At 68.1% G+C, this 21,371-nt stretch carries 20 protein-coding genes and 1 tRNA gene; 11 read left to right on the forward strand and 10 right to left on the reverse strand.

Going from position 1 to position 21,371, the window contains the following annotated elements; genetic code table 11:
- Nucleotides 1–19: 19 nt before the first annotated feature.
- Genes thrB through lysA form a run of 3 tightly spaced genes read right to left on the reverse strand, consistent with a single transcriptional unit; the run spans nucleotide 20 to nucleotide 3,724 of the window.
- The gene (gene thrB, locus ACOAMO_RS13940; RefSeq protein ID WP_420175346.1) at nucleotides 20–934 is read right to left on the reverse strand and encodes a homoserine kinase; all 915 of its coding nucleotides are present in this window, start codon (nucleotides 932–934) and stop codon (nucleotides 20–22) included.
- Nucleotide 935: 1 nt separating this feature from the next.
- Entirely contained in the window at nucleotides 936–2,267 is a 1,332-nt protein-coding gene (locus tag ACOAMO_RS13945; protein WP_420175347.1) for a homoserine dehydrogenase, read from the reverse strand.
- 53 nt (nucleotides 2,268–2,320) lie between these two features.
- A complete protein-coding gene (gene lysA / locus ACOAMO_RS13950) occupies nucleotides 2,321–3,724 on the reverse strand; it encodes a diaminopimelate decarboxylase (protein ID WP_420175348.1) in 1,404 nt (467 codons plus the stop codon).
- A gap of 146 nt (nucleotides 3,725–3,870) precedes the next feature.
- Between lysA and ACOAMO_RS13955 the strand changes: the two genes are divergently transcribed.
- The 5 genes from ACOAMO_RS13955 to ACOAMO_RS13975 all read left to right on the forward strand — a co-directional run bounded on the left by ACOAMO_RS13955 (nucleotide 3,871) and on the right by ACOAMO_RS13975 (nucleotide 10,822).
- Nucleotides 3,871–3,945 (forward strand) — tRNA-Arg (locus tag ACOAMO_RS13955).
- Nucleotides 3,946–4,026: 81 nt separating this feature from the next.
- Nucleotides 4,027–5,397 carry a glycosyltransferase 87 family protein gene (locus tag ACOAMO_RS13960; protein ID WP_420175349.1) on the forward strand — a complete coding sequence of 457 codons (1,371 nt, stop codon included), beginning with the start codon at nucleotides 4,027–4,029 and terminating at the stop codon, nucleotides 5,395–5,397.
- A 25-nt stretch (nucleotides 5,398–5,422) separates the two neighbouring features.
- Nucleotides 5,423–6,730 (forward strand): glycosyltransferase 87 family protein, encoded by a 1,308-nt coding sequence (locus ACOAMO_RS13965; protein ID WP_420175350.1) that lies wholly within the window; start codon nucleotides 5,423–5,425, stop codon nucleotides 6,728–6,730.
- A 70-nt stretch (nucleotides 6,731–6,800) separates the two neighbouring features.
- Entirely contained in the window at nucleotides 6,801–10,646 is a 3,846-nt protein-coding gene (locus ACOAMO_RS13970; protein WP_420175351.1) for a multifunctional oxoglutarate decarboxylase/oxoglutarate dehydrogenase thiamine pyrophosphate-binding subunit/dihydrolipoyllysine-residue succinyltransferase subunit, read from the forward strand.
- Nucleotides 10,646–10,822 (forward strand): DUF6104 family protein, encoded by a 177-nt coding sequence (locus ACOAMO_RS13975; protein WP_420175352.1) that lies wholly within the window; start codon nucleotides 10,646–10,648, stop codon nucleotides 10,820–10,822. Before ACOAMO_RS13970 ends, ACOAMO_RS13975 begins: the two co-directional genes overlap by 1 nt.
- A 127-nt stretch (nucleotides 10,823–10,949) precedes the next feature.
- Here ACOAMO_RS13975 and ACOAMO_RS13980 read toward each other — a convergent pair whose 3' ends face one another.
- A complete protein-coding gene (locus ACOAMO_RS13980; protein WP_420175353.1) occupies nucleotides 10,950–11,330 on the reverse strand; it encodes a hypothetical protein in 381 nt (126 codons plus the stop codon).
- Between the two features lie 189 nt (nucleotides 11,331–11,519).
- On the opposite strand from ACOAMO_RS13980, the gene ACOAMO_RS13985 reads away from it, so the two are divergent.
- Complete coding sequence (locus ACOAMO_RS13985; protein WP_420175354.1) at nucleotides 11,520–11,771, forward strand: WhiB family transcriptional regulator; 252 nt, start codon at nucleotides 11,520–11,522, stop codon at nucleotides 11,769–11,771.
- Nucleotides 11,772–11,844: 73 nt separating this feature from the next.
- On the opposite strand, the gene ACOAMO_RS13990 is transcribed toward ACOAMO_RS13985, so the two are convergent.
- On the reverse strand, nucleotides 11,845–13,305 hold the full coding sequence (locus ACOAMO_RS13990; protein ID WP_420175355.1) for a sensor histidine kinase: 1,461 nt from the start codon (nucleotides 13,303–13,305) through the stop codon (nucleotides 11,845–11,847).
- A 148-nt stretch (nucleotides 13,306–13,453) separates the two neighbouring features.
- On the opposite strand from ACOAMO_RS13990, the gene ACOAMO_RS13995 reads away from it, so the two are divergent.
- Nucleotides 13,454–13,528 (forward strand): 50S ribosomal protein bL37, encoded by a 75-nt coding sequence (locus ACOAMO_RS13995; RefSeq protein WP_420177056.1) that lies wholly within the window; start codon nucleotides 13,454–13,456, stop codon nucleotides 13,526–13,528.
- Between the two features lie 71 nt (nucleotides 13,529–13,599).
- Here the strand turns inward: ACOAMO_RS13995 and rsrA are convergent, their stop codons facing one another.
- The 4 genes from rsrA to ACOAMO_RS14015 form a co-directional block, all read right to left on the reverse strand.
- Nucleotides 13,600–13,872, reverse strand: a complete 273-nt coding sequence (gene rsrA / locus ACOAMO_RS14000; RefSeq protein ID WP_420175356.1) for a mycothiol system anti-sigma-R factor — start codon at nucleotides 13,870–13,872, stop codon at nucleotides 13,600–13,602.
- Nucleotides 13,865–14,548, reverse strand: a complete 684-nt coding sequence (locus ACOAMO_RS14005) for a sigma-70 family RNA polymerase sigma factor (RefSeq protein ID WP_420175357.1) — start codon at nucleotides 14,546–14,548, stop codon at nucleotides 13,865–13,867. Before ACOAMO_RS14005 ends, rsrA begins: the two co-directional genes overlap by 8 nt.
- Nucleotides 14,549–14,668: 120 nt before the next feature.
- Nucleotides 14,669–15,358 carry an alpha/beta family hydrolase gene (locus tag ACOAMO_RS14010; protein ID WP_420175358.1) on the reverse strand — a complete coding sequence of 230 codons (690 nt, stop codon included), beginning with the start codon at nucleotides 15,356–15,358 and terminating at the stop codon, nucleotides 14,669–14,671.
- Nucleotides 15,355–16,143 carry an SOS response-associated peptidase gene (locus ACOAMO_RS14015; protein ID WP_420175359.1) on the reverse strand — a complete coding sequence of 263 codons (789 nt, stop codon included), beginning with the start codon at nucleotides 16,141–16,143 and terminating at the stop codon, nucleotides 15,355–15,357. Before ACOAMO_RS14015 ends, ACOAMO_RS14010 begins: the two co-directional genes overlap by 4 nt.
- A gap of 100 nt (nucleotides 16,144–16,243) precedes the next feature.
- Between ACOAMO_RS14015 and ACOAMO_RS14020 the strand changes: the two genes are divergently transcribed.
- From ACOAMO_RS14020 to ACOAMO_RS14035, 4 genes are read left to right on the forward strand one after another with little or no spacing between them, the layout of a single operon-like run.
- Nucleotides 16,244–16,873 carry a DoxX family membrane protein gene (locus tag ACOAMO_RS14020; protein ID WP_420175360.1) on the forward strand — a complete coding sequence of 210 codons (630 nt, stop codon included), beginning with the start codon at nucleotides 16,244–16,246 and terminating at the stop codon, nucleotides 16,871–16,873.
- 22 nt (nucleotides 16,874–16,895) lie between these two features.
- Entirely contained in the window at nucleotides 16,896–18,221 is a 1,326-nt protein-coding gene (gene aroA, locus ACOAMO_RS14025) for a 3-phosphoshikimate 1-carboxyvinyltransferase (protein ID WP_420175361.1), read from the forward strand.
- Nucleotides 18,218–19,240 (forward strand): ribosome small subunit-dependent GTPase A, encoded by a 1,023-nt coding sequence (gene rsgA / locus ACOAMO_RS14030; protein WP_420175362.1) that lies wholly within the window; start codon nucleotides 18,218–18,220, stop codon nucleotides 19,238–19,240. The genes aroA and rsgA overlap by 4 nt, the downstream gene beginning before the upstream one ends.
- Nucleotides 19,241–19,269: 29 nt before the next feature.
- Complete coding sequence (locus ACOAMO_RS14035; RefSeq protein WP_420175363.1) at nucleotides 19,270–20,076, forward strand: inositol monophosphatase family protein; 807 nt, start codon at nucleotides 19,270–19,272, stop codon at nucleotides 20,074–20,076.
- A 106-nt stretch (nucleotides 20,077–20,182) separates the two neighbouring features.
- Here ACOAMO_RS14035 and serA read toward each other — a convergent pair whose 3' ends face one another.
- Complete coding sequence (serA, locus tag ACOAMO_RS14040; RefSeq protein ID WP_420175364.1) at nucleotides 20,183–21,370, reverse strand: phosphoglycerate dehydrogenase; 1,188 nt, start codon at nucleotides 21,368–21,370, stop codon at nucleotides 20,183–20,185.
- Nucleotide 21,371 lies beyond the last annotated feature (1 nt).

Consider the following 21,371-nt stretch of genomic DNA (forward strand, 5'->3'; position numbering starts at 1 on the left):
CATCTTCAGCCGCAGCGCCTCAGGAGGCCGCCGATTCGATCCTGACGCCGGCCCCGATCGGCAGCTCCAGTTCCAGGAAGCCCGACCGGTCGACGGCCTGGACGCCGGCCAGCTGCTCGTCGGTGCCGACGGCCAGCACCGTCGGCCCGGCACCGGAGATGACCGCGGGGACCCGCGCCCCACGCAGCCGATCGATGAGATCGGCCGAGGGCTGCATCAGGGCCGCCCGGAAGGACTGGTGCAGACGGTCGGTGGTGGCGGTCCACAGGTGCTCGGGCGCCCGGGTCAGGGCATGCACCAACAAGGCCGAACAGGTGGCCTGGGCCACCGCATCGCTGCGGGCGACCGAGTCCGGCAGCACCTGACGTGCTCCCGCGGTGCGCACCTCGAAATCGGGCACCCAGACCATGCAGCGCAGGCCAGCAGCGGGGCTCAGCTGCACCACCTCGGTGCGTTCACCCATCCAGGCCAGCACGATGCCGCCGAGCACGGCGGCACAGGCGTTGTCGGGATGGCCCTCCCATTCACTGGACCGGGTGCACAGCCAGTCCAGGTCGAGCTCCTCCCCCGGCCTCGCCAGGGCCCATGCCAGGGCGAGCCCGGCGACGATGGCGGCAGCCGACGACCCCAGCCCACGGCTGTGCGGGATCCTGTTGTGCGCCCTCAAGCGCAGACCCGGGGCCGCGCAATCCAGTTCCTCCAGGGCCTGCGTCAGTACCTGCACCACCAAGTGCGAGCCGTCGCGCGGCACACCGTCGGCCCCTTCACCGGTGATGTCGAAGTCCAGCCCGTCTGGGAGCACCTCGACCGCCAGGTCGTCGCGCAGGTCGAGTGCCAGGCCCATGCAGTCGAAGCCGGGCCCCAGGTTGGCGCTGGTGGCGGGAACGCTGACCCGTGCCGCGAGCCCCACGGGAAGCAGAGTGGTCTGCCCCACTTCAGAGCCCTTCGACCCGGATCACGGACAGCGAACCGCGGGTGAACGGCTTGGCCCGCAGCTCGGCCAGCACTGCCTGGATGTCGGCCTCGCGAGCCCGATGCGTGGTCAACGACAGCATGGCGGTGGGCTCCTCGTCGTCCTTGGCAGCCACCGCCGACTGGTCGACGGTTTGGACCGAGACATTGTGGCTGGCGAAGACCGAGGCCACCGCCGCGAGCACGCCGGGCTCGTCCATCACCTGGGCACGCACGAAGTAACCGGTGCTGACCTCGCTCATCGGAGCGATGCCTCGCTGGGCGTAGACCGACTCGCCGGGGCCGGCCACGCCCCGCACACGATTGCGGGCCACGGTGACCAGGTCTCCCATCACCGCCGAGGCGGTCGGCGAGCCACCGGCGCCCGGGCCCATGAACATCAAGCGGCCGGCCTCGCGCGACTCGACGAAGATGGCGTTGTAGGCACCACCGACGCTGGCCAGCGGATGGTGGTTGGGCACCATCGCGGGGTGCACGCGAACGCTGACCGAACCCTCCTCGTCGGTGGTCAGGATGGCGAGCATCTTGACCACGCAGCCCAGCTTGCGGGCCGCGGCGATGTCGTCGGCGGTGACCTGGGTGATCCCCTCGCGGTAGACGTCGGCCCCACGCACCCGGGTGTGGAAGGCCAGGGTGGCCAGGATCGCCCCCTTGGCGGCGGCGTCGTAGCCCTCCACGTCGGCGGTCGGATCCGCCTCTGCATAGCCCAGTTCCTGGGCATCCTTGAGGGCGTCGGCGAAGTCGGCGCCCGTGGTGGTCATCTGGTCCAGGATGTAGTTGGTGGTGCCGTTGACGATGCCCATGACCGTGGTGATCTCGTCACCCACCAAGCTTTCGCGCAGGGGTCGCACGATCGGGATGGCTCCCGCCACGGCTGCCTCGAAGTAGAGGTCGGTGCCCTTGCGTTCGGAGGCGCTGAACAGGGCCTCGCCGTCCTGGGCCAGCAGGGCCTTGTTGGCGGTCACCACCGAGGCGCCGTTCTCGATCGCCTGCAGCACCAGGCTGCGGGTGGGCTCGATCCCGCCCACCAGCTCGATCACCACGTCCAGGTCGCCTCGGGTGACCAGGGCTTCGGCATCGGTGGTGAACAGCTTCGGGTCCAGGCCGCCGAAGTCGCGCTCCAGGCTGCGCACCGCGATCCCGACCAGCTCCAGGCGCCGGCCGATCCGGTTGGTGAGGTCGTCGGACTGCTCCGTGATCACGCGCGCCACCTGGCTTCCCACCACGCCGCAGCCGAGCATGGCCACCTTGAGGGCGGGCAGGGCAGTGGGGTCACTGTGTTCGAGCCTGTTCATGTTGGTCCTTGTCTGTGGGGCGAATCGCAGGGGGATGGAACGATCGTCGGCAGTCACTCGCCGACGTCGAGTCGCATGAGGTCCTCGAGGGTCTCGCGGCGCAGCATCGTGGCCAGCTTGCCATCACGCACGCTGACCACGGCCGGCTTGGTGAGCAGGTTGTAGTTGCTGGCCATCGCACGCGAGTAGGCGCCGGCGGCGGGGACGGCGACCAGGTCTCCGGGAGCGATGTCGGCGGGCAGGAAGACGTCGCGAACCAGGATGTCACCGCCCTCGCAGTGCTTGCCCACCACACGGCAGAGCACCGGCTCGGCGTGCGAGGCGCGCGAAACCACCGCGGCCGAATACTCGGCAGCATAGAGCGCCGGGCGGATGTTGTCGCTCATGCCGCCGTCGACGCTGACGTAGACACGCTGCTGCCCGCCCTCGATGTCGACGACCTTGACCGTGCCGACGGTGTAGAGGGCGAAGGCCGTCGGGCCGCTGATGGCACGCCCGGGCTCGATCGACATGGTGGGCACGGCGATGTTGTAACCGCGGGCCTCGTGCTCGACGATCTCACGCAGGTTGGAGGCCAGCGCGTCCGGCGTGGCCGGGGTGTCGGCGCTGGTGTAGGCAATGCCGAAGCCACCGCCCAGGTCCAGCTCGGGCAGCTCGGTCCCGGTGGCCTCGGCGAACTGGGCCAGCAACTTCATGGTGCGTCGTGCAGCCACCTCGAAGCCGTGGGTGTCGAAGATCTGCGAACCGATGTGGGAGTGCACGCCGAGCAGTTCCATGTGCTCGCTGTAGTGGCAGCGCACCATGGCCACCATCGCCTGCCCGTTGGTGACGCTGAAGCCGAACTTCTGGTCCTCGTGCGCGGTGGCGATGTACTCGTGGGTGTGCGCCTCCACGCCGGTGGTGACGCGCACCATCACACGCGCCTTCCACCCATTGCTGCTGCACAGCTGCTCGATGCGGCCGATCTCGTCCAGGGAGTCGACGATGATGCGTCCCACACCCTGTGACAGGGCCAGCGCCAGTTCGTCGACGGACTTGTTGTTGCCGTGGAGGCCGATCCTGGCGGGATCCATGCCACCGGCCAGGGCAACGGCGAGCTCTCCCCCGCTGCACACGTCCAGGTAGAGGCCTTCCTCCTTGATCCAGCGTGCGACGGTGCGGGTCAGGAAGCTCTTGCCGGCGTAGTACACCTGCCAGCCGGAAAAGGCGTCGCGGAAGGCGCGGGCGCGCTGGCGGAAGTCCTCCTCGTCGACCACATAGGTGGGCGTGGACTGGCTGGCGGCGATCTCGTCGACGCCAAGGCCGGCGATGCGCACCACGCCATCCTCCCCTCGCTCGACGCAGCGGCTCCACAGGGCAGGGTCGAGGGCGTTGACATCGGTGGGGCGGTCGAGCCACTGCGGGCCAGCGGCGGTCGCGTCGGCATGGATCGATCCGGCGACATGGGTGTGCGTCATGCCTGAAATCCTCTCAGACCTTGCAGGGGGCCACGAATCCGTTCCATCCGGTGACATCGCCAACCGGACTGCTCGCCGCTGCCCCGGGGGTGTGCACGAAGGGGGCTCCATGCCTGCTAAGGTGTTCCTCGCCCCTGCTGGGGCTGGCCCCCGTAGCTCAGGGGATAGAGCACCGCCCTCCGGAGGCGGGAGCGCAGGTTCGAATCCTGCCGGGGGCGCCACTTCCACCAGGGTCGGCGTCCATGACCGATCCAGCAGCCACTCAGCCTGGGCCCGGGCAAGGCCCGCCTACCGGGGGCCCCGTGACCGAGACTCGCAAGTTCTTCACCCCATCGAGCCCGTGGCGCTCCTGGTGGGATTCCGAGCGACTCAACGATGCCCGCTTGATGAAGAAGGTCTGGGTCATCAGCCGTCTGCTCATCCTGCTGCAGTGGGCAGCGATGCTGTTCACGCTGGGCGACACGCGGTACTACCACAAGAACATCTCGGCCATGGACCTCAATGGCCCCCGCGCGACGATGATCGAGTACCCCACTCCCGTGCTGTGGCTGCTCAAACTGCCCGATCTGTTCAGCTTCGGCCACCGCTGGGCCTATGTGGCGGCCTTCTTCATCCTGATGTTCCTGCTGGATGCCGCCTTCAGCCTCACCCTGTGGCGCGAGGGCGGCCGCCTGCGTGGCAAGGCGCTGGCCTTCTGGTCGGCCTTCGTCCCGCTGGTGGGAACCACCTCGTACCTGCGTTTCGACATCATCACCGCGGTGCTGGCCGGCTGGGCCCTGCTCCTGCTGCGCCGCCAACGCCCCGTGGCCGCCGGCGCGATGGTGGGCATCGGTGCCGCGATCAAGCTGTGGCCGGCCCTGCTGTGGCCCGCGCTGATGGGTGGCCGTCGTGGTGCGCAGCAAACCAACCGCGGCCTGACCAGTCTGGGCTTCTGGGGAACCGGTGGCCTGCTGGCCCTGGTGAGCCTGCTGTGGGCCGGATGGGACCGGCTGGTCTCGCCCTTGGGATGGCAGGGTCACCGGGGACTGCAGATCGAGAGCTTCTGGTCCACCATCCCGATGATCCAGCGCTGGCTCGATCCGCACTCCTTCTGGGTGGCGGTCAGCGACTTCAATGCCTGGGAGATCTCCGGGCCCGGCACCCGGTGGTTCCTCAGTGCCGCCTCGCTCTCCACGGCCCTGGGCATTGCGGCCGCCGTGGCCGCCTACGTGATCTGGCTGCGGCGCGGCGAACAGCGCCTCATCGAGGGCGCGGCCCTGATGCTGCTGGTGGTCTACGTGATGATCGTGACCAACAAGACCTTCAGCCCGCAGTACATCATCTGGGTCGGGGGCCCGCTGGCGGCTGGTTGGGCGATGGCCAGCGAGAACGCCAAGGACTCCTTCCAGGCCAAGCTGGACGAGCACAATCTGGCCGAGATCAGCGAATGGACCCTGCTGATCAGCCTGCTCACCCAGATCATCTACCCGATCGGCTACGCCTCACTGGTGGGCCACCGCCCCGGCATGGGTGCCGCCACCCTGGTCCTGACCGCCCGCAACCTGATCCTGTTGTGGACCCTGTACAAGGTCTGCGCCTGGGTGTGGAGCTTCCTGTTCCCCCGCCGACTGGCGGCCACCGACCCGAACCGCCCACCCACCACGGACGATCCGATCCCCGCACAGCCAGGTTGATCCGCCGCCAGCCCCCAGGAGCCAGATGAGCACCACCGCACGCCCCATCGACAGCCCCTTGGCCGCAAGACTGCAGCGCTCGGTGCGCTCTCCCCTGCCGTGGCTGGTGCTGTGGGTGGTCTCACGCGGATGGATGCTGCGCGACTGGGTGGAGCACCAGCAGTACATCGTCAACGACGTGCGCTACTACCAGGCCCAACTGCAGCAGGCGGGGGGTTACCCCGTGACGCTGCGGGAGTACCCAATGCCGGTGGTGTGGCTGCTCGACGCGCTGCGCTGGCCCAGCGCCGACGACGCCTCCATCTACGTGGTGGTCTTCGCGCTGCTGATGGCCGTGCTCGACCTGCTCTTCGCCATCTGGCTGTGGCGGGGGCGCGCCCGGTTGGCGGCCATCCACTGGGGCTGCTTCACCTTTGCGCTGGGACCGCTGGTCTGGTTCCGCTACGACCTGCTGGCCGCCGTGGTGGTGGGGGCGGCCGTCTTCCTGGTCGCCACCCGACCCGCCACCAGCGGTGCCCTGCTGGCGCTGGGCGCGGGGATCAAGCTCTGGCCCGCGCTGCTGCTGGCCGGGCTGGTGGGGCCCGACGCGCGCTCCAGGCGTCGCCATGCGGCCTTCTGGGCCACCGGCATCGCCCTGGCGTTGGCCTCGCTCGTCTCGGCCGGCTTCACCCGGCTGGTCTCCCCGCTGTCCTGGCAGTCACAACGAGGGCTCCAGGTGGAGAGCGTCTGGGCCACCGTGCCCGTCTACCTGCGCACCTTCGGCAGCCACGAGCAGACCGCGGGGCCGGATGCCCGCTGGCAGGTACGGATGTCGCCCTTCAATGCCTACGAGGTCTACGGCCCCGGCGTTGAGAACCTGCTGAACCTTGCCAGCATGGCCATGGCCCTGGGCGTGCTCTTCGCCGTGGCGATCGCACTGGTCGCCTGGCGCAGGGAGGTGCCGGCCCACACCAGGGCGTTGGCCTGCCTGACCATCGTGCTGGTGATGATCTCCGCCAACAAGGCGCTCAGCCCGCAGTACATGGCCTGGCTGGGGGCCGTGAGCGCGGCTTGGCTGGCCCTGGCCCCGCAGGGCCGTCAACGTCACCGCGCGATGCTGGTGGCGCTGCTGTGCCTCCTGCTCTCCCTCGCCACCCAGACCATCTACCCGCGGCACTACGGAGAGCTGCTGGGGGCCGCCCCGCAGCATGCCTGGGTGACCACCACCTTCATGCTGCGCAACCTGGGGCTGGCGGTGTTGACGCTGCTCACCAGCTGGTGGACAATCACCGAACTCCTTTGCCGTCGGTTTGCCCAAGCCACGGGTGGAGCGGCTACCATCAACCACAGGTAGGCACAGGGGCCTGCCGCAGGCCAACACACACCGGAAGAAGGCGATGGTGGCCCGGGCCACCGACACACACATGTCCCACACAGACCCCTCCAGCGACTTCGGCGCCAACGACTGGCTGATCGAGGAAATGTACGAGCAGTACAAGGCCGACCCCAACAGTGTCGACGCCACGTGGGCTGCCTACTTCGAGAAGAACTCCCCGGCAGGTGATGCTGCCGACTCGAAGGCACCCAGTGCTACAGCCTCTGCTCCCGCCGCACAGGCGCCCGCCCAGAAGCAGGTCCCCTCAACTCCGGCTACCAAGCCCCAGCCCTCCCAGGCGAAGGGCGAGGCTCCCCAGCCCAAGCCCCAGACCGACCAGCCCAAGGCCCAGGCAGACCAGTCCAAGGCCGAGGCTGCCGCCGCCAAGCCCGCCGGCTCCTCCAAGGTGGAGCAGCGCGAGGTGCGCACCGAGGCCCCGGCTACCCCTGGTCACGCCTCGGGCCTGAGCGCCAATGCGCCCAACCCCGCCAAGCGCCCCAAGACGGAGAAGCAGGAGTCCAAGCGCACCGTCATGAAGGGCGTGCCGATGCGCACGGCCAAGGCGATGGACGCCTCGCTCACCATGCCCACGGCCACCACCGTGCGCTCCGTGCCGATGAAGCTGGTCATCGACCAGCGCACCGTCATCAACAACTTCCTCAAGCGCTCCAAGGGCGGCAAGGTCAGCTTCACGCACATCATCGGCTTCGCGATGATCCAGGCGCTGAAGGCCATCCCGGCCATGAACAATGGCTACGACGAGGAGAACGGCAAGCCCGTCCTGGTCGAGAACCCGTCGATCAACCTGGGCTTGGCCATCGACCTGGTCAAGCCCGACGGCACCCGCAACCTGGTGGTCCCGGCCATCAAGGAGTGCGAGCAGCTCGACTTCATGCAGTGGTGGGCCGCCTACGAGGAGATCGTCAAGAAGGGCCGCGACGGCAAGCTCGGAGTCGATGACTTCCAGGGCGTCACCGCCTCGTTGACCAACCCGGGCGGACTGGGCACCAACCATTCGGTGCCGCGCCTGATGAACGGCCAGGGCGTCATCCTGGGCGTCGGGTCGATCGACTACCCGCCGGAATTCCAGGGCACCAGCGAGAGCCGGATCAACGAGCTGGGCGTCAGCAAGGTCATGACGCTGACCTCCACCTACGATCACCGCGTCATCCAGGGCGCCCAGTCGGGTGAGTTCCTGCGGAAGATCCACCAGCTGCTGCTGGGGGCCGACGGCTTCTACGACCAGATCTTCGAGAGCCTGCGCATCCCCTACCCGCCGCTGCGCTGGGACACCGACGTCAGCGCCCACCGCTACAGCCAGGTGCCCAAGGAGGCTCGCGTCGTCGAGCTGATCCAGGCCTACCGCAGCCTGGGCCACCTGATGGCCGGCACCGATCCGCTGGAGTACCGCCAGCGCACCCACCCCGAGCTGGAGCTCGAGGCGCACGGCCTGACCGTCTGGGACCTTGACCGGCACTTCGCCATCGGAACCTTCGCCGGTGAGTCCCGCAGCTACATGACGCTGCGCGAGATCCTCGACATCCTGCGTGACTCCTACTGCCACACCATGGGCATCGAGTACATGCACATCTCGGACGTGGAGCAGCGCACCTGGTTCCAGGAGAAGTTCGAGAAGCCGCACACTCCGCTGCCCCGCGAGGAGCACCTGCGCATCCTGGACAAGCTGAACGAGGCGGAGATCTTCGAGACCTTCCTGCAGACCAAGTTCGTCGGCCAGAAGCGCTTCAGCCTGGAGGGTGGCGAGTCCACCATCGTGCTGCTCGACGAGATCTGCGAGCTGGCCGCCGACAAGCACCTCGACGAGGTCTGCATCGGCATGCCACACCGTGGCCGTCTGAACGTGCTGGCCAACATCGCCGGCAAGAGCTATGGCCAGATCTTCCGCGAGTTCGAGGGCAACATCGGCGTCGCCGGTGGCCAGGGCTCCGGTGACGTGAAGTACCACCTGGGCATCGAGGGCAAGTTCAGCGCCGCCAGTGGCAACACCATCCGCACCTCGGTGGCCGCCAACCCGTCGCACCTGGAGACCGTCGACCCGGTGCTGGAGGGCATCACCCGCGCCAAGCTCGACCGCCTGCCCGGTGCGCTCAACGGCGGCGAGGGCTACCCCGTGCTGCCGATCCTGCTGCACGGCGATGCCGCCTTCGCCGGCCAGGGCGTGGTCTACGAGGTGCTCCAGATGAGCCAGCTGCGCGGTTACCGCGTCGGTGGCACCGTGCACGTCGTGGTCAACAACCAGGTGGGCTTCACCACCTCGCCGGTGGAGTCGCGCACCAGCGTCTACTGCACCGACGTGGCCAAGGTGATCCAGGCCCCCGTCATCCATGTCAACGGTGACGATCCCGACGCCTGCGTGCGCGCCGCCCGGATCGCCTTCGAGTACCGCCAGCGGTTCAACAAGGACGTCGTGATCGACCTGGTCTGCTACCGCCGTCGTGGCCACAACGAGGGCGACGACCCGAGCTTCACGCAGCCCAACATGTACGACCTGATCGAGCAGAAGCGCTCCACGCACAAGCTCTACACCGAGAGCCTGATCGGTCGTGGCCTGATCACCACCGAGGACGCCGAGAATGTCATGAACCGCTTCCGGGCTCGCCTGGAGGACGTGTTCAAGGAGGCCAAGCAGAGCTCCGGGGACGACGACGAGTACACCCGGGTGCCCTACTACCCCACCAAGCCGAACGAGAATGCCGGCACGGCCATCAGCCAGGACATGATGGACGCGGTGGCGCGGGTGCACGCCGAGATCCCCGAGGGCTTCACCGGCCACTCGAAGGTGCTGCCCCAGCTGGCTCGTCGCGCCAAGCAGATCAAGGAGGGCCCGATCGACTGGGCCACCGGCGAGCTGCTCGCCTTCGGCTCCCTGCTGATGGAGGGCCGCCCGGTGCGCATGTCCGGCCAGGACTCGCGTCGCGGCACCTTCAGCCAGCGCTTCGGTGCGATCGTCGACCGCGTCACCAATGAGGCCTACGTTCCGCTGAAGCACCTGAGCAAAGACCAGGCGAACTTCGACATCTACGACTCGCTGCTCAGCGAGTACGCGGTGCTGGGCTTCGAGTACGGCTACTCCGTGGCCGCCCCCGAGGCGCTGGTGCTGTGGGAGGCCCAGTTCGGTGACTTCGTCAACGGCGCGCAGAGCGTCTCCGACGAGTACATCAGCTCTGGCTTCGTGAAGTGGGGCCAGAAGTCGGGCGTCGTGCTGCTGTTGCCGCACGGTTACGAGGGTCAGGGCCCCGACCACAGCTCGGCCCGCATCGAGCGTTGGCTGCAGCTGTGCGCCGAGAACAATCTGGCCGTGTGCCAGCCGTCGACGCCGGCCAGCCACTTCCACCTGCTGCGCCAGCACGCCTACGTGAACTGGCACCGTCCGGTGGTCATCGCCACGCCGAAGTCGATGCTGCGCAACAAGCTGGCCACCAGCCAGCCGGAGGACTTCACCAATGGCACCTGGCGTCCGGTGCTGGCCGACCCGTCGATCTCCGATCCGAGCGGTGTCGAGAAGGTGCTGCTGTGCTCCGGCAAGGTCCGTTGGGAGCTGGTCCAGGCCCGCGCCAAGGCCGGTCTGGAGGGCAAGGTGGCCATCATCCCGCTGGAGCGCCTCTACCCGCTGCCGGCCGAGGAGCTTGCCAACGAGCTCAAGCAGTACGGCCACGTGTCCGACATCCGGTGGGTGCAGGACGAGCCCGAGAACCAGGGGCCGTGGCCCTTCCTGGCGCTCAACCTGCCGGCTGCCGTCAAGGAGTACCTGCCCTCGCGTGACCTGGAGATGCGCCTGGTCAGCCGCCCGGCTGCCGCAGCGCCGTCGGTGGGCTCGCACGGGGTGCACATGGAGCAGGAGCGTGACCTGGTGTCGCGTGCCTTCGCCGACTGATGTACTTCACCGACAGAGGTCTGGAGGAGTTGGCCTCCCGTCGCGGAGACGAGGAGGTCAGCTTCGACTGGCTTGCCGAGCAGATGCGCACCTTCGTCGACCTGAACCCCGAGTTCGAGGTTGCGGTCGAGCGCCTGGCCACCTGGCTGGCCAGGCTCGACGACGAGGACGACTGACCCTGAGTTCATGACGACGAGGGTCTGACGACGACAGGGGCGGGGCTGCAGTGATCCACTGCAGCCCCGCCCCTTGTTCGTTGGACCTGGGCTCGTTCCACCCGGGCTCGGTCAGGTCACCTTCCTGTCAGGCTCCCGCCTGCTTGAGCTCGTCCAGGTGGACCTTGCCGGCGGCCAGCGCGGTGGCTGCCGCGACCACTGCGAAGATCCAAAGCCACCACTCCCCCGACCCGCGGGCCGTGGAGACGGCCACCATCACGTGCAGCACTGCGGCAGCGGCAATCAGGCCGATGGCCAGGCCCAAGCCCTTCTGGGCCAACCAGGCCAGCCCACCCAGGGCCGCGGCGTAGAGGATGAGCACCACGGCGATCCCGGCCGAGAAGATCCCGTGGTCAACCAGCAGCGATCCCACGCCGACCACGAGGAATACAACCGCGGTGATCCACGTTCCACCGATGGCGACCCGACGGGACGTTGCGTTGTTGGATGAAAGGTCAAGTTCTGGCACGCGGCAACTCTATGCGTCTTTTCAGGGCAAGGTGACAGAATCTCTTGTCATCGGGCCTGCGAGTTGCCACACTCATCTAGGCTGGTTTCACGGGTCGTCCGTGGCGCCGTGCCCCCGGTTGCCCGCCACACCCCGTTCTGGGGAGTTCCGGACTGCGACCCGTTCACATTTTTCTAAGGAGTACTACTGATGGATTGGCGCCACAAGGCCGCCTGCCTCACGGAGGATCCGGAACTCTTCTTCCCCATCGGGAACACGGGACCGGCCATTCTCCAGATCGAGGAGGCCAAGAAGGTCTGCCGTCGCTGCGACGTTCGCGAGCAGTGTCTGGCCTGGGCCATCGAGGCCGGACAGGACCACGGTGTGTGGGGAGGCCTCAGCGAGGACGAGCGACGCGCCATGAAGCGCCGTCAGGCTCGCTCCCGCCTGCGCAACTCCTGAGCCACCGCTGATCAATGACGACAGCCGCCCGGTGATCCGGGCGGCTGTCGTCATGTTGTCGGTCACGCCCCCGTCACAGGGCGGTCATCGGAACCCTGACCCGTGCTCTTGCCCCCTGCGCGTCGGGGCGGTTCGAGAGTTCGAAGGAACCACCCATGTCCTGCAACAGGGTGCGCACGATCGACAGGCCGAGGCTGTTGCTCTCATCGATGTCGAAGCCGTCGGGCAGCCCCCTGCCGGCGTCCAGCACGTCCACCACCAGCTCGGTCTCGCGGTGCTCCGGCCGGACCATCACCTCACCCGATGAGGAGTCCAGGCCGTGCTCAATGGCGTTCTGGCACAATTCGGTGACCACCAGGGCCAGCGAGGTGGCGGCGCTGGCGGGGATCATGCCGAAGCTCCCGTCACGGCGGCCCACGACCTTGCCCGACGACGCGGAGACATCCCCCACCATCCGCAGGATCCGGTCGGCCACATCGTCAAAGACCACTTCCTCGTCGAAGGCCTGCGACAGGATCTCGTGGACCACGGCGATCGCCGAGACGCGGCTCATCGCATCACGCAGGGCACCCTTGGCCTCGTCGGAGTGGATCCGTCGTGACTGCAGACGCAGCAGGGCCGCGACGGTCTGCAGATTGTTCTTCACCCGGTGATGGATCTCTCGGATGGTGGCGTCCTTGGTGACCAGCTGGCGCTCCTGCAGTCTCAGCACGGTGATGTCGCGGCACAGCACCAGGGTTCCCACATTGTCACCCTTGGAGACCAAGGGGATGATGCGCAGCCGCACGCTGGCCCGCGCGTTGGAGACCTCATGCTCCAGCACCCGGCGAGCAGCCAGGTCGGTGCCGATCTCCTGACCGATGTCCTGCAGTCCCTCCACCAGGGACTGCGTCAGGCTGCGGAAGTGCTCACCGTCCACGTCACCGTCATGGCCCAGCCGGCGGTAGACGGACACGGCATTGGGACTGGCGAAGTTGATGGTGCCCAGCGGGGACAGCAGCATCAGGCCGTCCCCCACCTTCGGGCTGAAGGTCTGGTCACTGGGCGGCTCGATCGGGAAGGCGGCATGGTGCAGCATCTCCGCCAGGATCTCGGCCACCTCCAGGTAGGTGTCCTCCAAGGCACCTGGCGCCCTGACCCCCATCTGGTTGGTGTGGCGTTCGACCACCGCGATGCAACGTCCCTCTCGCATCACCGGGATGGCCAGCACGTCCACCGGGATGCCCGCGCTGAGCTTGTTGTCGCTGGTCTCACAGATCTCCTGGGCGAGATAGGCCGAGGTCACCAGGTGCTCTGGATCGTAGGAGATGTCATCGCCCACCACGTCGTCCTCAAGTGCCGTCGGGCCGGTCTTGGGCCGAACCTGGGCCGCCGCCCAGAAGATGTTGTCGTCGGCATCGGGCACCCACAGGATGAGGTCGCTGAAACTGACGTCGGCCAGCAGGTGCCACTCGTTGACCAGCCCGCTCAACCAGGCCCGCTCCTGCGTGGTCAGAGTGGTGTGTTCCTTCACGACCTGCGACATCGACAGCATGGTGACACCCTAGCCAGCCACCCGCACGCGTGCCGATTTGGTGCGGCAGGTACAACGGATGGAATAATCGTGTCTCGTGCCCGGTGCTGCCGGGGTGCGGCACCGTGGGTGCCGTTCAGAGACCAGACCAGATGGATGAGGAGTCGTCATGAGCAAGCGTGGACGCAAGCGTCGCTCTCGCAAGAACAATGGCGCGAATCACGGCAAGCGTCCCAACGCCTGATTCCGCACCATGACAGAGCGCAACCCCCGGCCCAGGCCGGGGGTTGCTTCGTCATGCGGGCAATTGCCCACTCACTGCTGCTCGTGCATGGTGATCGACATCTTGACGATCCGCATCCGCAGCTCACTGCTGGCGGTGGTCGGCGGGCAGCAACGCCGCACCAGGGCGCTGATCGCCTGCTCGATGTCGAAGTTCTCCAGACACTTCTCGCACGCATCAAGGTGGAGCCGGATCAGGTCGGAGTCGTGTTCGTCCAGTTCGCCGTGCAGGAAGGCCTGCACCTGACCCAAGGCGCGGGTACAGGCGTCCTCGGGATCCTGAGCATGGTCCAGAGAGTCAGTCATCGGAGCCTCCCTTGGCCTTGCCGATCCCCTGCTCCGCGGCGTGGTCGGCCAGCTTGTCACGCAGCTGCTTGCGGCCACGGTTGAGGCGCGACATCACGGTGCCGATCGGCGTGCCCATGATCTCGGCGATCTCCTTGTACGCGAAACCTTCCACGTCGGCCAGCAGGACGGCCGTACGGAAGTCAGGAGCCAAGGAGTTGAGCGCCTCCAGGACCGCCCCGTCGGGGATCCGGTCGAGCGCCTCCATCTCGGCCGAACGCAAGCCCGTGGAGGTGTGCGACTCGGCCTGGGCCAGCTGCCAGTCCTCGACCTCGGCCCCGCCGGTGGTCTGGGGCTGCCGCTGCGCCTTGCGATAACTGTTGATGTAGGTGTTGGTGAGGATCCGGTAGAGCCAGGCCTTGAGGTTGGTTCCCGGCTTGAACTGGTGGAAGGAACTGAAGGCCTTGGCATAGGTCTCCTGCACCACGTCCTCCGCATCGGCGGGGTTGCGTGTCATGCGCAGGGCAGCGCCGTAGAGCTGGTCGAGGTAGACCATTGCGTCGCGCTCGAAGCGAGCGGCTCGCTGCTCGTCGGTCTCCTCGTCCGCGAAGGCGGCTTCAAGCTCGTCGACGGACGCGTCGGCTCGCTGGCCGCCGTTGGCGTCCAGCTCGTCATGGGTGGCACCTGGAAGAGTCATCACGTATGACAGTACCGAATCGTGTGACCTCATCGGGATGACGGGCCCGGGCGCGGGACGTTCGAGGAGCTTCATCACGGTGACTGGAACGCCCCTGCGCCCCCGGATATTCCGGCGGCCTCAGCCCTTGCCCACGAACTCGATCACCGCCTGCGCCATCCCTTCCCACTCCTGTTGCTGTCGGTTGGCCCGGGCACGCGGCAGGAGCAGGTCATGCCGAGCCCCCTCGACGAGGTGCATACGGTGACGCTCGGCGTGGGCCAATTCCTCGACCATCTCCTGCTCGTTGCCGAAGGGGTCACGGCTGCCCTGGACCACCAGGGTGGGCACCCGGGTGCCCAGCAGTTCGTCCCGGCGCGACTTCTCCGGCTTGCCCGGTGGGTGCAGGGGAAAGGCGAGGCACACGATGTGAGAGGCCTCCAGTACCTGACCGGTCCGGCAGGCCACCCGTGCGCCTGCCGAGCGCCCACCCAACACCAGCGGCAGGCCCTCGAACTCGCCCCGCAGCTGCGCGATGGCCGCCACGGCGGCCTCGTCCAGCCGGGGTGGGGCGACGGCGACACGTCGACCGGCAGTGCGCCAGGGCTGTTCGAACAGCGCCACGCTCAGCCCGGCGGCGGGCAATCGTTCGGCCAGGGCCTGCAGGTCTGGTGCCTCCACCCCGCCCCCTGCGCCGTGGCCCAGCACCACGAGGGCCCGCGGCGCAGCGGCCTCGGTGATGCGGAAGCGGCCCGGACCCTGCGGGGTCTCGGCATCCAGCCACCGAATCGGGTCGCCCACACCCCGGTTGTCCACGCTCGGGCCGGTCACAGCAGGCTCTCCTGCCCCGGCGACGGCTCGTCCGGGAGCGGTTCCAGCAGCTCCGGACCGTCATTGCGAACATTGCCGACGGCAGTGGAGACGGCCCAGGCGGTCATCTCCTCGGGGGCGGGTGAATGGAGCAAGTCGTGGGCGGCCAAAGGATCCGTCAGGCCGGGATCAAGCCAGTGTTCCCAGTCGGCGCGCCGGACCTGCATCGGCATCCGGTCGTGGATGTGCCCGAGTTGGTCACTGGCGCGGGTGGTGATAACCGCGCACGTGGTCAGCCAGGCCTCCGGATGGTCGGCGGGAAGATCCGGATCGCGCCAGAACTCGTAGATGCCGGCCATGACCATCAGCGGCGGCTCCCCCGCACGGGGCAGGGGATGGATCCAGAAGGGCTGTTTGATCGGCTTGCCGCCGGCCCCCTGCAGCTTGGGCTGGGTGTACCACTCGTAGTAACCGTCGGCCGGCAGCAGGCAGCGGCGGGTGGCAAAGGCCTTGCGGAAGGAGGGTTTGGTGGCCACCGTCTCGCTGCGGGCATTGATCAACGACGAGGCCCGGGAGCGGTCCTTCGCCCAGCTGGGTACCAGCCCCCAGCGGGGCCGGACCAGCTTGCGCGTCACCTCGTCGCAGTCGCGACGGGCACGCTCGACGATCGCCGGCACCGGGTCGGTGGGAGCGATGTTGTAGCGCGGAGCCAGCGGCGGCAGCGTCTCGAGCTCGACCACCTCGTCCACCTCGAAGGTCTCCACCAGCATCGCCTGGCTGGCCGCAGCGGCATAGCGTCCACACATGCGCCCACCGTAACGCCGCAGCCACGACGGCGTGCCATGACGTGTTCGCCCAGTGCGCAAAGCCTTGTTGGGCACCCCGCCGCTCCGGTAGGAAGGAACCATGAATCTCACTCGTGCAGCCGGGCGTACCATGCTCGCCAGTTTCTTCGTTGTCAACGGCGCGAAGGCCGCGACCAAGCCGGAACCGCTGGTCGCCGACGCCGAGCCGATCGCGCGCAAGGTGGTGCCGCTGGTGCAGCAGGTGGCCCCGCCGAGCGTCGCCAACTACGTGCCTGAGGAGACCAAGACCCTCGTGCGTGCCACCGGTGTGGCACAGGTGCTGGGCGGTCTGGGTCTGGCCACCGGTCTGGGGCGTCGCCTCTCGGCCGGCCTGCTGAGCGCCTCGATGGTGCCGCACGTGCTCGCCTCGCGCCCCGCCAAGGGCGCCTCGGCCGAGCAGCGCACCGCCGCCCGCTCGACCATGCTGCGCAATGTGGCCCTGCTGGGTGCCGCGCTGATCGCCAGCCAGGACACCCAGGGCAAGCCCTCGCTGTCCTACCGCGCGAACAAGCAGGCCCAGGCGATCAGCAAGGCTGCCGCCAAGGAGAAGAAGCAGCTCGAGAAGCAGGCCAAGCAGCTGACCGGCCAGACCAATGGCAAGCAGCTCAAGAAGCAGGCCAAGAAGTACGAGAAGCAGGGCAAGAAGCAGGTGGACCAGCTCAGCAACCAGCTCGAGTCGCTCCTCAAGTGACACGAGCTGCAAGAATCGACGCGTGAGCACTGATCTGACGCCGACGACCACCGCGAACGAGCCCTGGCCGACACCCGTCGCGCCAGGGCCGTTCCGTGCCCGGGTGGAAGTGCCCGGTTCCAAGTCCGAGACCAACCGGGCCCTGCTGCTGGCCGGCCTGGCCGATGGCCCCAGCACCATCACCGGAGCGCTGGAGGCCCGCGACACGGTGCTGATGCGCGACGCCCTGCAGGGGCTGGGTGTGCGGATCGAGCAGACGGGCAGCGCGCTGCGGGTCACTCCCCCACAGCGGTTCACGCCCGCCCCAGAGCCCATCGACTGTGGGCTGGCGGGCACGGTGATGCGCTTCGTCCCACCCCTGGCCGCCCTGGCCCACGGCACCACGCGCTTCGTCGGTGACCCCGTCGCCAGCCAGCGGCCGCTGGCACCGGTGCTGCACGGCCTGCGCATGCTGGGCGCCAGCGTCGACGGTGACGCGATCCCCTGCACCGTGACCGGGCCGGAGCGGCTGGACGGCCGCGAGGTGACCATCGACGCCAGCGGGTCCAGCCAGTTCGTCTCCGGGCTGCTGCTCAGCGGTTCGCGCTTCCCGAACGGACTGCTCCTGCGCCACCACTCCCCCGACGGCGCCACCATCCCCAGCCGCCCCCACATCGACATGACCGTGCACATGCTGCGCGAGCGGGGCGTCCAGGTGACCGAGACCGAGGCCGACCACTGGCAGGTGCTGCCCGGCCCGGTGCTGGCACTCGACCAACGCATCGAACCCGACCTGACCAGCGCCGCGGTCTTCCTGGCCGCCGCCGCCCTGACCGGAAGCAGCACCACCGTGCCCGGATGGCCCGAGGAGACCACCCAGGGTGGGGACCACATTCGGCGGATCCTGCAACAGATGGGCGCGCGCACCGAGCTGGTGGACTCCGAACTGACCGTCACGGGCACCGGGGTGCTCAAGGCCGTCGACGTCGACCTGCACGAGGCCAGTGAACTCACCCCCGTGGTGGCCGCCTTGGCCCTGTTCGCCGAGGGCACCAGCGTGATCCGCGGGGTGGCCCACATTCGTGGCCACGAGACCAACCGGCTGGAGGCACTGGAGGCCGAGCTCGGCCGCGTGGGGGGCCGCGTGCAGCAGACCCCGGACGGCCTGCGCATCGAGGGCTGCGGACTGGCCGCCGACGGACTGCACGCCGCCCAGCTGCTCAGCTACGCCGACCACCGACTGGTGCACACCGCCGTCCTGATCGGGCTGCTGGTGCCCGGGTGCAGCGTCGACGACGTGCAGTGCACCAGCAAGACCATCAACCATTTCGACCAGATGTGGACCACGATGCTGGAGGCACGAGGATGACGCCGCGCGCGATACGCGGAGCGATGGGACGCAACCTGCGTTCCGATGACCTGGAGAGTTTCGACCGACCGAGCAAGCGCAGCCGACCGCGCACCAAGGACCGGCCCGACTACTCCCAGCTGCCTGTGGCACGCGTGATCACCATCGACCGGGGCCGCTACCGCTGCCAGCTCGACGGGGTGATGGTGACGGCCACCAAGGCTCGCCAGCTGGGGCGCAAGGGCGCCATCGTCGGCGACATGGTGCGCCTGGACGGTGACGTCAGCGGCGACGAGGGCACCCTGGCCCGCATCGTCGAGGTGGAGCCGCGCAGCACGGTGCTGCGACGCACCGCCGATGACACCGATCCCTTCGAGCGCCCCATCGTGGCCAATGCCACCCAGATCATGATCGTCACCGCGCTGGCCGACCCGCCACCGCGGATGGGCATGATCGACCGCATCATGGTGGCCGCCTACGACGCAGGGGTGGACCCGATCCTGTGCCTGACCAAGGCCGATCTGGCCAGCCCCGACGAGCTGCGCGCCGCCTACACGCCCCTGGACGTGCCCGTGGTGGTCACCCAGCCCGATGCCGACCTCTCCCAGGTGCACGAGCTGCTCGCCGACAACATCACCGTCTTCGTCGGCCACTCCGGCGTCGGCAAGTCCACCCTGGTCAATGCGCTGATCCCCGGTGTGAATCGCTCCACGGGTGTGGTCAACGACGTCACCGGGCGGGGACGGCACACGTCCACCAGCGCCATTGCGCTGCAGTTGCCGAACGAGTCCGGCTGGGTGATCGACACCCCTGGGGTCCGTAGTTTCGGGCTCTCCCACGTGACCCCCGAATCGGTGCTGGCCGCCTTCGGAGACCTGGCCCAGTTCACCCACCAGTGCCCGCGCGGGTGCCAGCACGGCAGCAATGACCCCGAGTGCGGTCTGGACGCCGCCGTCGAGCGCGGCGACCTGGCGCCGGAGCGTCTGGACAGCTACCGCCGGATGTGGCAGGCGGGGCGCCTGCGGGACTGGGAGCTGTGAGCGGGGCGGCAGGCGCTAGTGTGGCCTGCATGGCCCCCCTGAATCGCGAGAACTACACCGATGACCTGCGGCTGGCGCACCTGCTGGCCGACAATGCCGACTCCATCACTATGAGCCGGTTCCGTTCGGGCGACCTGAGGATCGACACCAAGCCGGACATGACGCCGGTATCCGATGCCGACGTCGCCACCGAGGAGGCGATCCGCGCCACCCTCACCAAGGCACGCCCGCGCGATGCCGTACACGGCGAGGAGGGCAAGGACACTGGGTGGGGCCCCCGGCGTTGGGTGATCGACCCGATCGACGGCACCAAGAACTATGTGCGCGGCGTTCCCGTGTGGGCGAGCCTGATCGCCCTGATGGTCAACGACGAGGTGGTGGCCTCCGTGGTCAGTGCCCCCGCGCTGGGCCGACGCTGGTGGGCCAGCAAGGGCGATGGGGCTTGGGCCGGCAAGACGCTGCTCAAGGGCGAGCAGATCCGGGTCTCCGACGTAGGCGCGCTCTCCGACGCCTCGTTCAGCTACTCCTCGATCGACGGGTGGATGACCTCTGGCCGCGGCCAGAACTTCGTCAACCTGCTGCGCGAGAGCTGGCGCACCCGGGCCTACGGGGACTTCTGGAGCTACATGCTGGTGGCCGAGGGAGCCGTGGACGTGGCCAGCGAACCCGAACTGGCCCTGCATGACATGGCCGCGCTCGATGTCATCGTGCGCGAGGCCGGGGGACGCTTCACCAACCTCGACGGCCAGGATGGTGTCAACGGCCCCGGAGCCATCGCCACCAATGGCCTGTTGCATGACGCGGCGGTGCACGCCCTGCGTCCCGATCAGGCCTGAGCCGGCGCGGCGCCCGGGAGAGACAGCACCCCCGGGAGGAACAGCACGAGAGAACACGATGCCCCGCAGCCCGGATGGGCCGCGGGGCATCACACATGCGCTGCGATCAGATCACACGGCAGCGGATCGTCTCCTCCAGGGCTCCCAGCTCGTGCTCCAGGTTGGGGTGCGAGCCGGTCACGTCGATCACGGCGTAACCGACCGAGCCGCGGGTCGACAGCATCTGCGAGGTGATGTTGCCGTTGTGCTGGGCCAGCACCTGGTTGATGCGCGCCATCACGCCGGGCACGTTGTGGTGCATGTGCAGCACCCGGGTGCCCTCGAAGGGCTGGGCGACGATCTGCGGCATGTTGACGCTCATCTGCGTCCCACCATTGCTCACGTAGTCGACGAACTTGCCCGCGACGAAACGGCCGATGTCCACCTGTGCCTCCTTGGTGGAGCCACCGACGTGCGGGGTGAGGATGACATTGGGCACCCTGCGCAGGGGCGACTCGAAGGGCAGGCCGGCCGCCTTCGGCTCGGAGGGGAAGACGTCGAGGCCGGCACCGGCCAGGTGGCCGCTCTCCAGATTGCGCACCAGCGCGTCGACGTCGTAGACGTGACCGCGGGAGAGGTTGAGGAACATGGCCCGGGGCTTCATCTTGGCGAACTCGGCTTCGCCGAAGAAGTTGCGGTTCGACTCGCGCCCGTCCACGTGCAGGGTCACCAGATCGGCCTCGGCCAGCAGCTCGTCGAAGCTCTCACAACGACGGGCATTGCCCAGGGCCAGCTTGTCGGCGATGTCATAGAAGATCACCTTCATGCCCAGGCTCTCGGCCAGCACGCTGAGCTGGGAACCGATGTTGCCGTAGCCGACGATGCCCAGCGTGCGTCCCCGCACCTCATGGGAACCATTGGCCGACTTGTTCCAGACGCCCTCGTGCATCATCTGGTTCTTCTCGGGCAGGCGACGCGCCAGCGCGATGATCTCACCGATCGCCAGCTCGACCACGGAACGAGTGTTGCTGTAGGGGGCGTTGAAGACCGGGACACCGGCCTCGGAGGCGGCGCCCAGGTTCACCTGGTTGGTGCCGATGCAGAAGCATCCGGCCGCCAGCAACTGCGGGCTGGCCTGGATCACCTTCTCGGTGAGCTGGGTGGCGGAGCGGATGCCGAGCAGGCTCACGCCCTGCATCGCCTCGATCAGTTCGTCCTCGCCCAGGGCTCCCGGACGGGTCTCGACCTCGATTCCTGCCTCGGTCAGGATGCGGGTGGCTTCAGAATGGATGTTCTCGAGCAGAAGTGCCTTCACC

This window comes from Luteococcus struthionis (genome assembly GCF_048595755.1).
In the GTDB taxonomy this organism is placed as follows: Bacteria; Actinomycetota; Actinomycetes; order Propionibacteriales; family Propionibacteriaceae; genus Luteococcus.

Excerpts from the sequence above, each read along its gene's own strand:
- ACOAMO_RS13990 (WP_420175355.1), bottom strand. The coding sequence starts at position 13,305 with ATGCTGTCGATGTCGCAGGTCGTGAAGGAACACACCACTCTGACCACG.
- ACOAMO_RS13970 (WP_420175351.1), top strand. The coding sequence starts at position 6,801 with ATGTCCCACACAGACCCCTCCAGCGACTTCGGCGCCAACGACTGGCTG.
- ACOAMO_RS14015 (WP_420175359.1), bottom strand. The coding sequence starts at position 16,143 with ATGTGTGGACGCTATGCCGCTGCGGCCAGCCAGGCGATGCTGGTGGAG.
- rsrA (WP_420175356.1), bottom strand. The coding sequence starts at position 13,872 with ATGACTGACTCTCTGGACCATGCTCAGGATCCCGAGGACGCCTGTACC.
- ACOAMO_RS14005 (WP_420175357.1), bottom strand. The coding sequence starts at position 14,548 with ATGACTCTTCCAGGTGCCACCCATGACGAGCTGGACGCCAACGGCGGC.
- rsgA (WP_420175362.1), top strand. The coding sequence starts at position 18,218 with ATGACGCCGCGCGCGATACGCGGAGCGATGGGACGCAACCTGCGTTCC.
- ACOAMO_RS13945 (WP_420175347.1), bottom strand. The coding sequence starts at position 2,267 with ATGAACAGGCTCGAACACAGTGACCCCACTGCCCTGCCCGCCCTCAAG.
- ACOAMO_RS13985 (WP_420175354.1), top strand. The coding sequence starts at position 11,520 with ATGGATTGGCGCCACAAGGCCGCCTGCCTCACGGAGGATCCGGAACTC.
- ACOAMO_RS14020 (WP_420175360.1), top strand. The coding sequence starts at position 16,244 with ATGAATCTCACTCGTGCAGCCGGGCGTACCATGCTCGCCAGTTTCTTC.
- ACOAMO_RS13965 (WP_420175350.1), top strand. The coding sequence starts at position 5,423 with ATGAGCACCACCGCACGCCCCATCGACAGCCCCTTGGCCGCAAGACTG.
- lysA (WP_420175348.1), bottom strand. The coding sequence starts at position 3,724 with ATGACGCACACCCATGTCGCCGGATCGATCCATGCCGACGCGACCGCC.
- ACOAMO_RS13975 (WP_420175352.1), top strand. The coding sequence starts at position 10,646 with ATGTACTTCACCGACAGAGGTCTGGAGGAGTTGGCCTCCCGTCGCGGA.
- ACOAMO_RS14035 (WP_420175363.1), top strand. The coding sequence starts at position 19,270 with ATGGCCCCCCTGAATCGCGAGAACTACACCGATGACCTGCGGCTGGCG.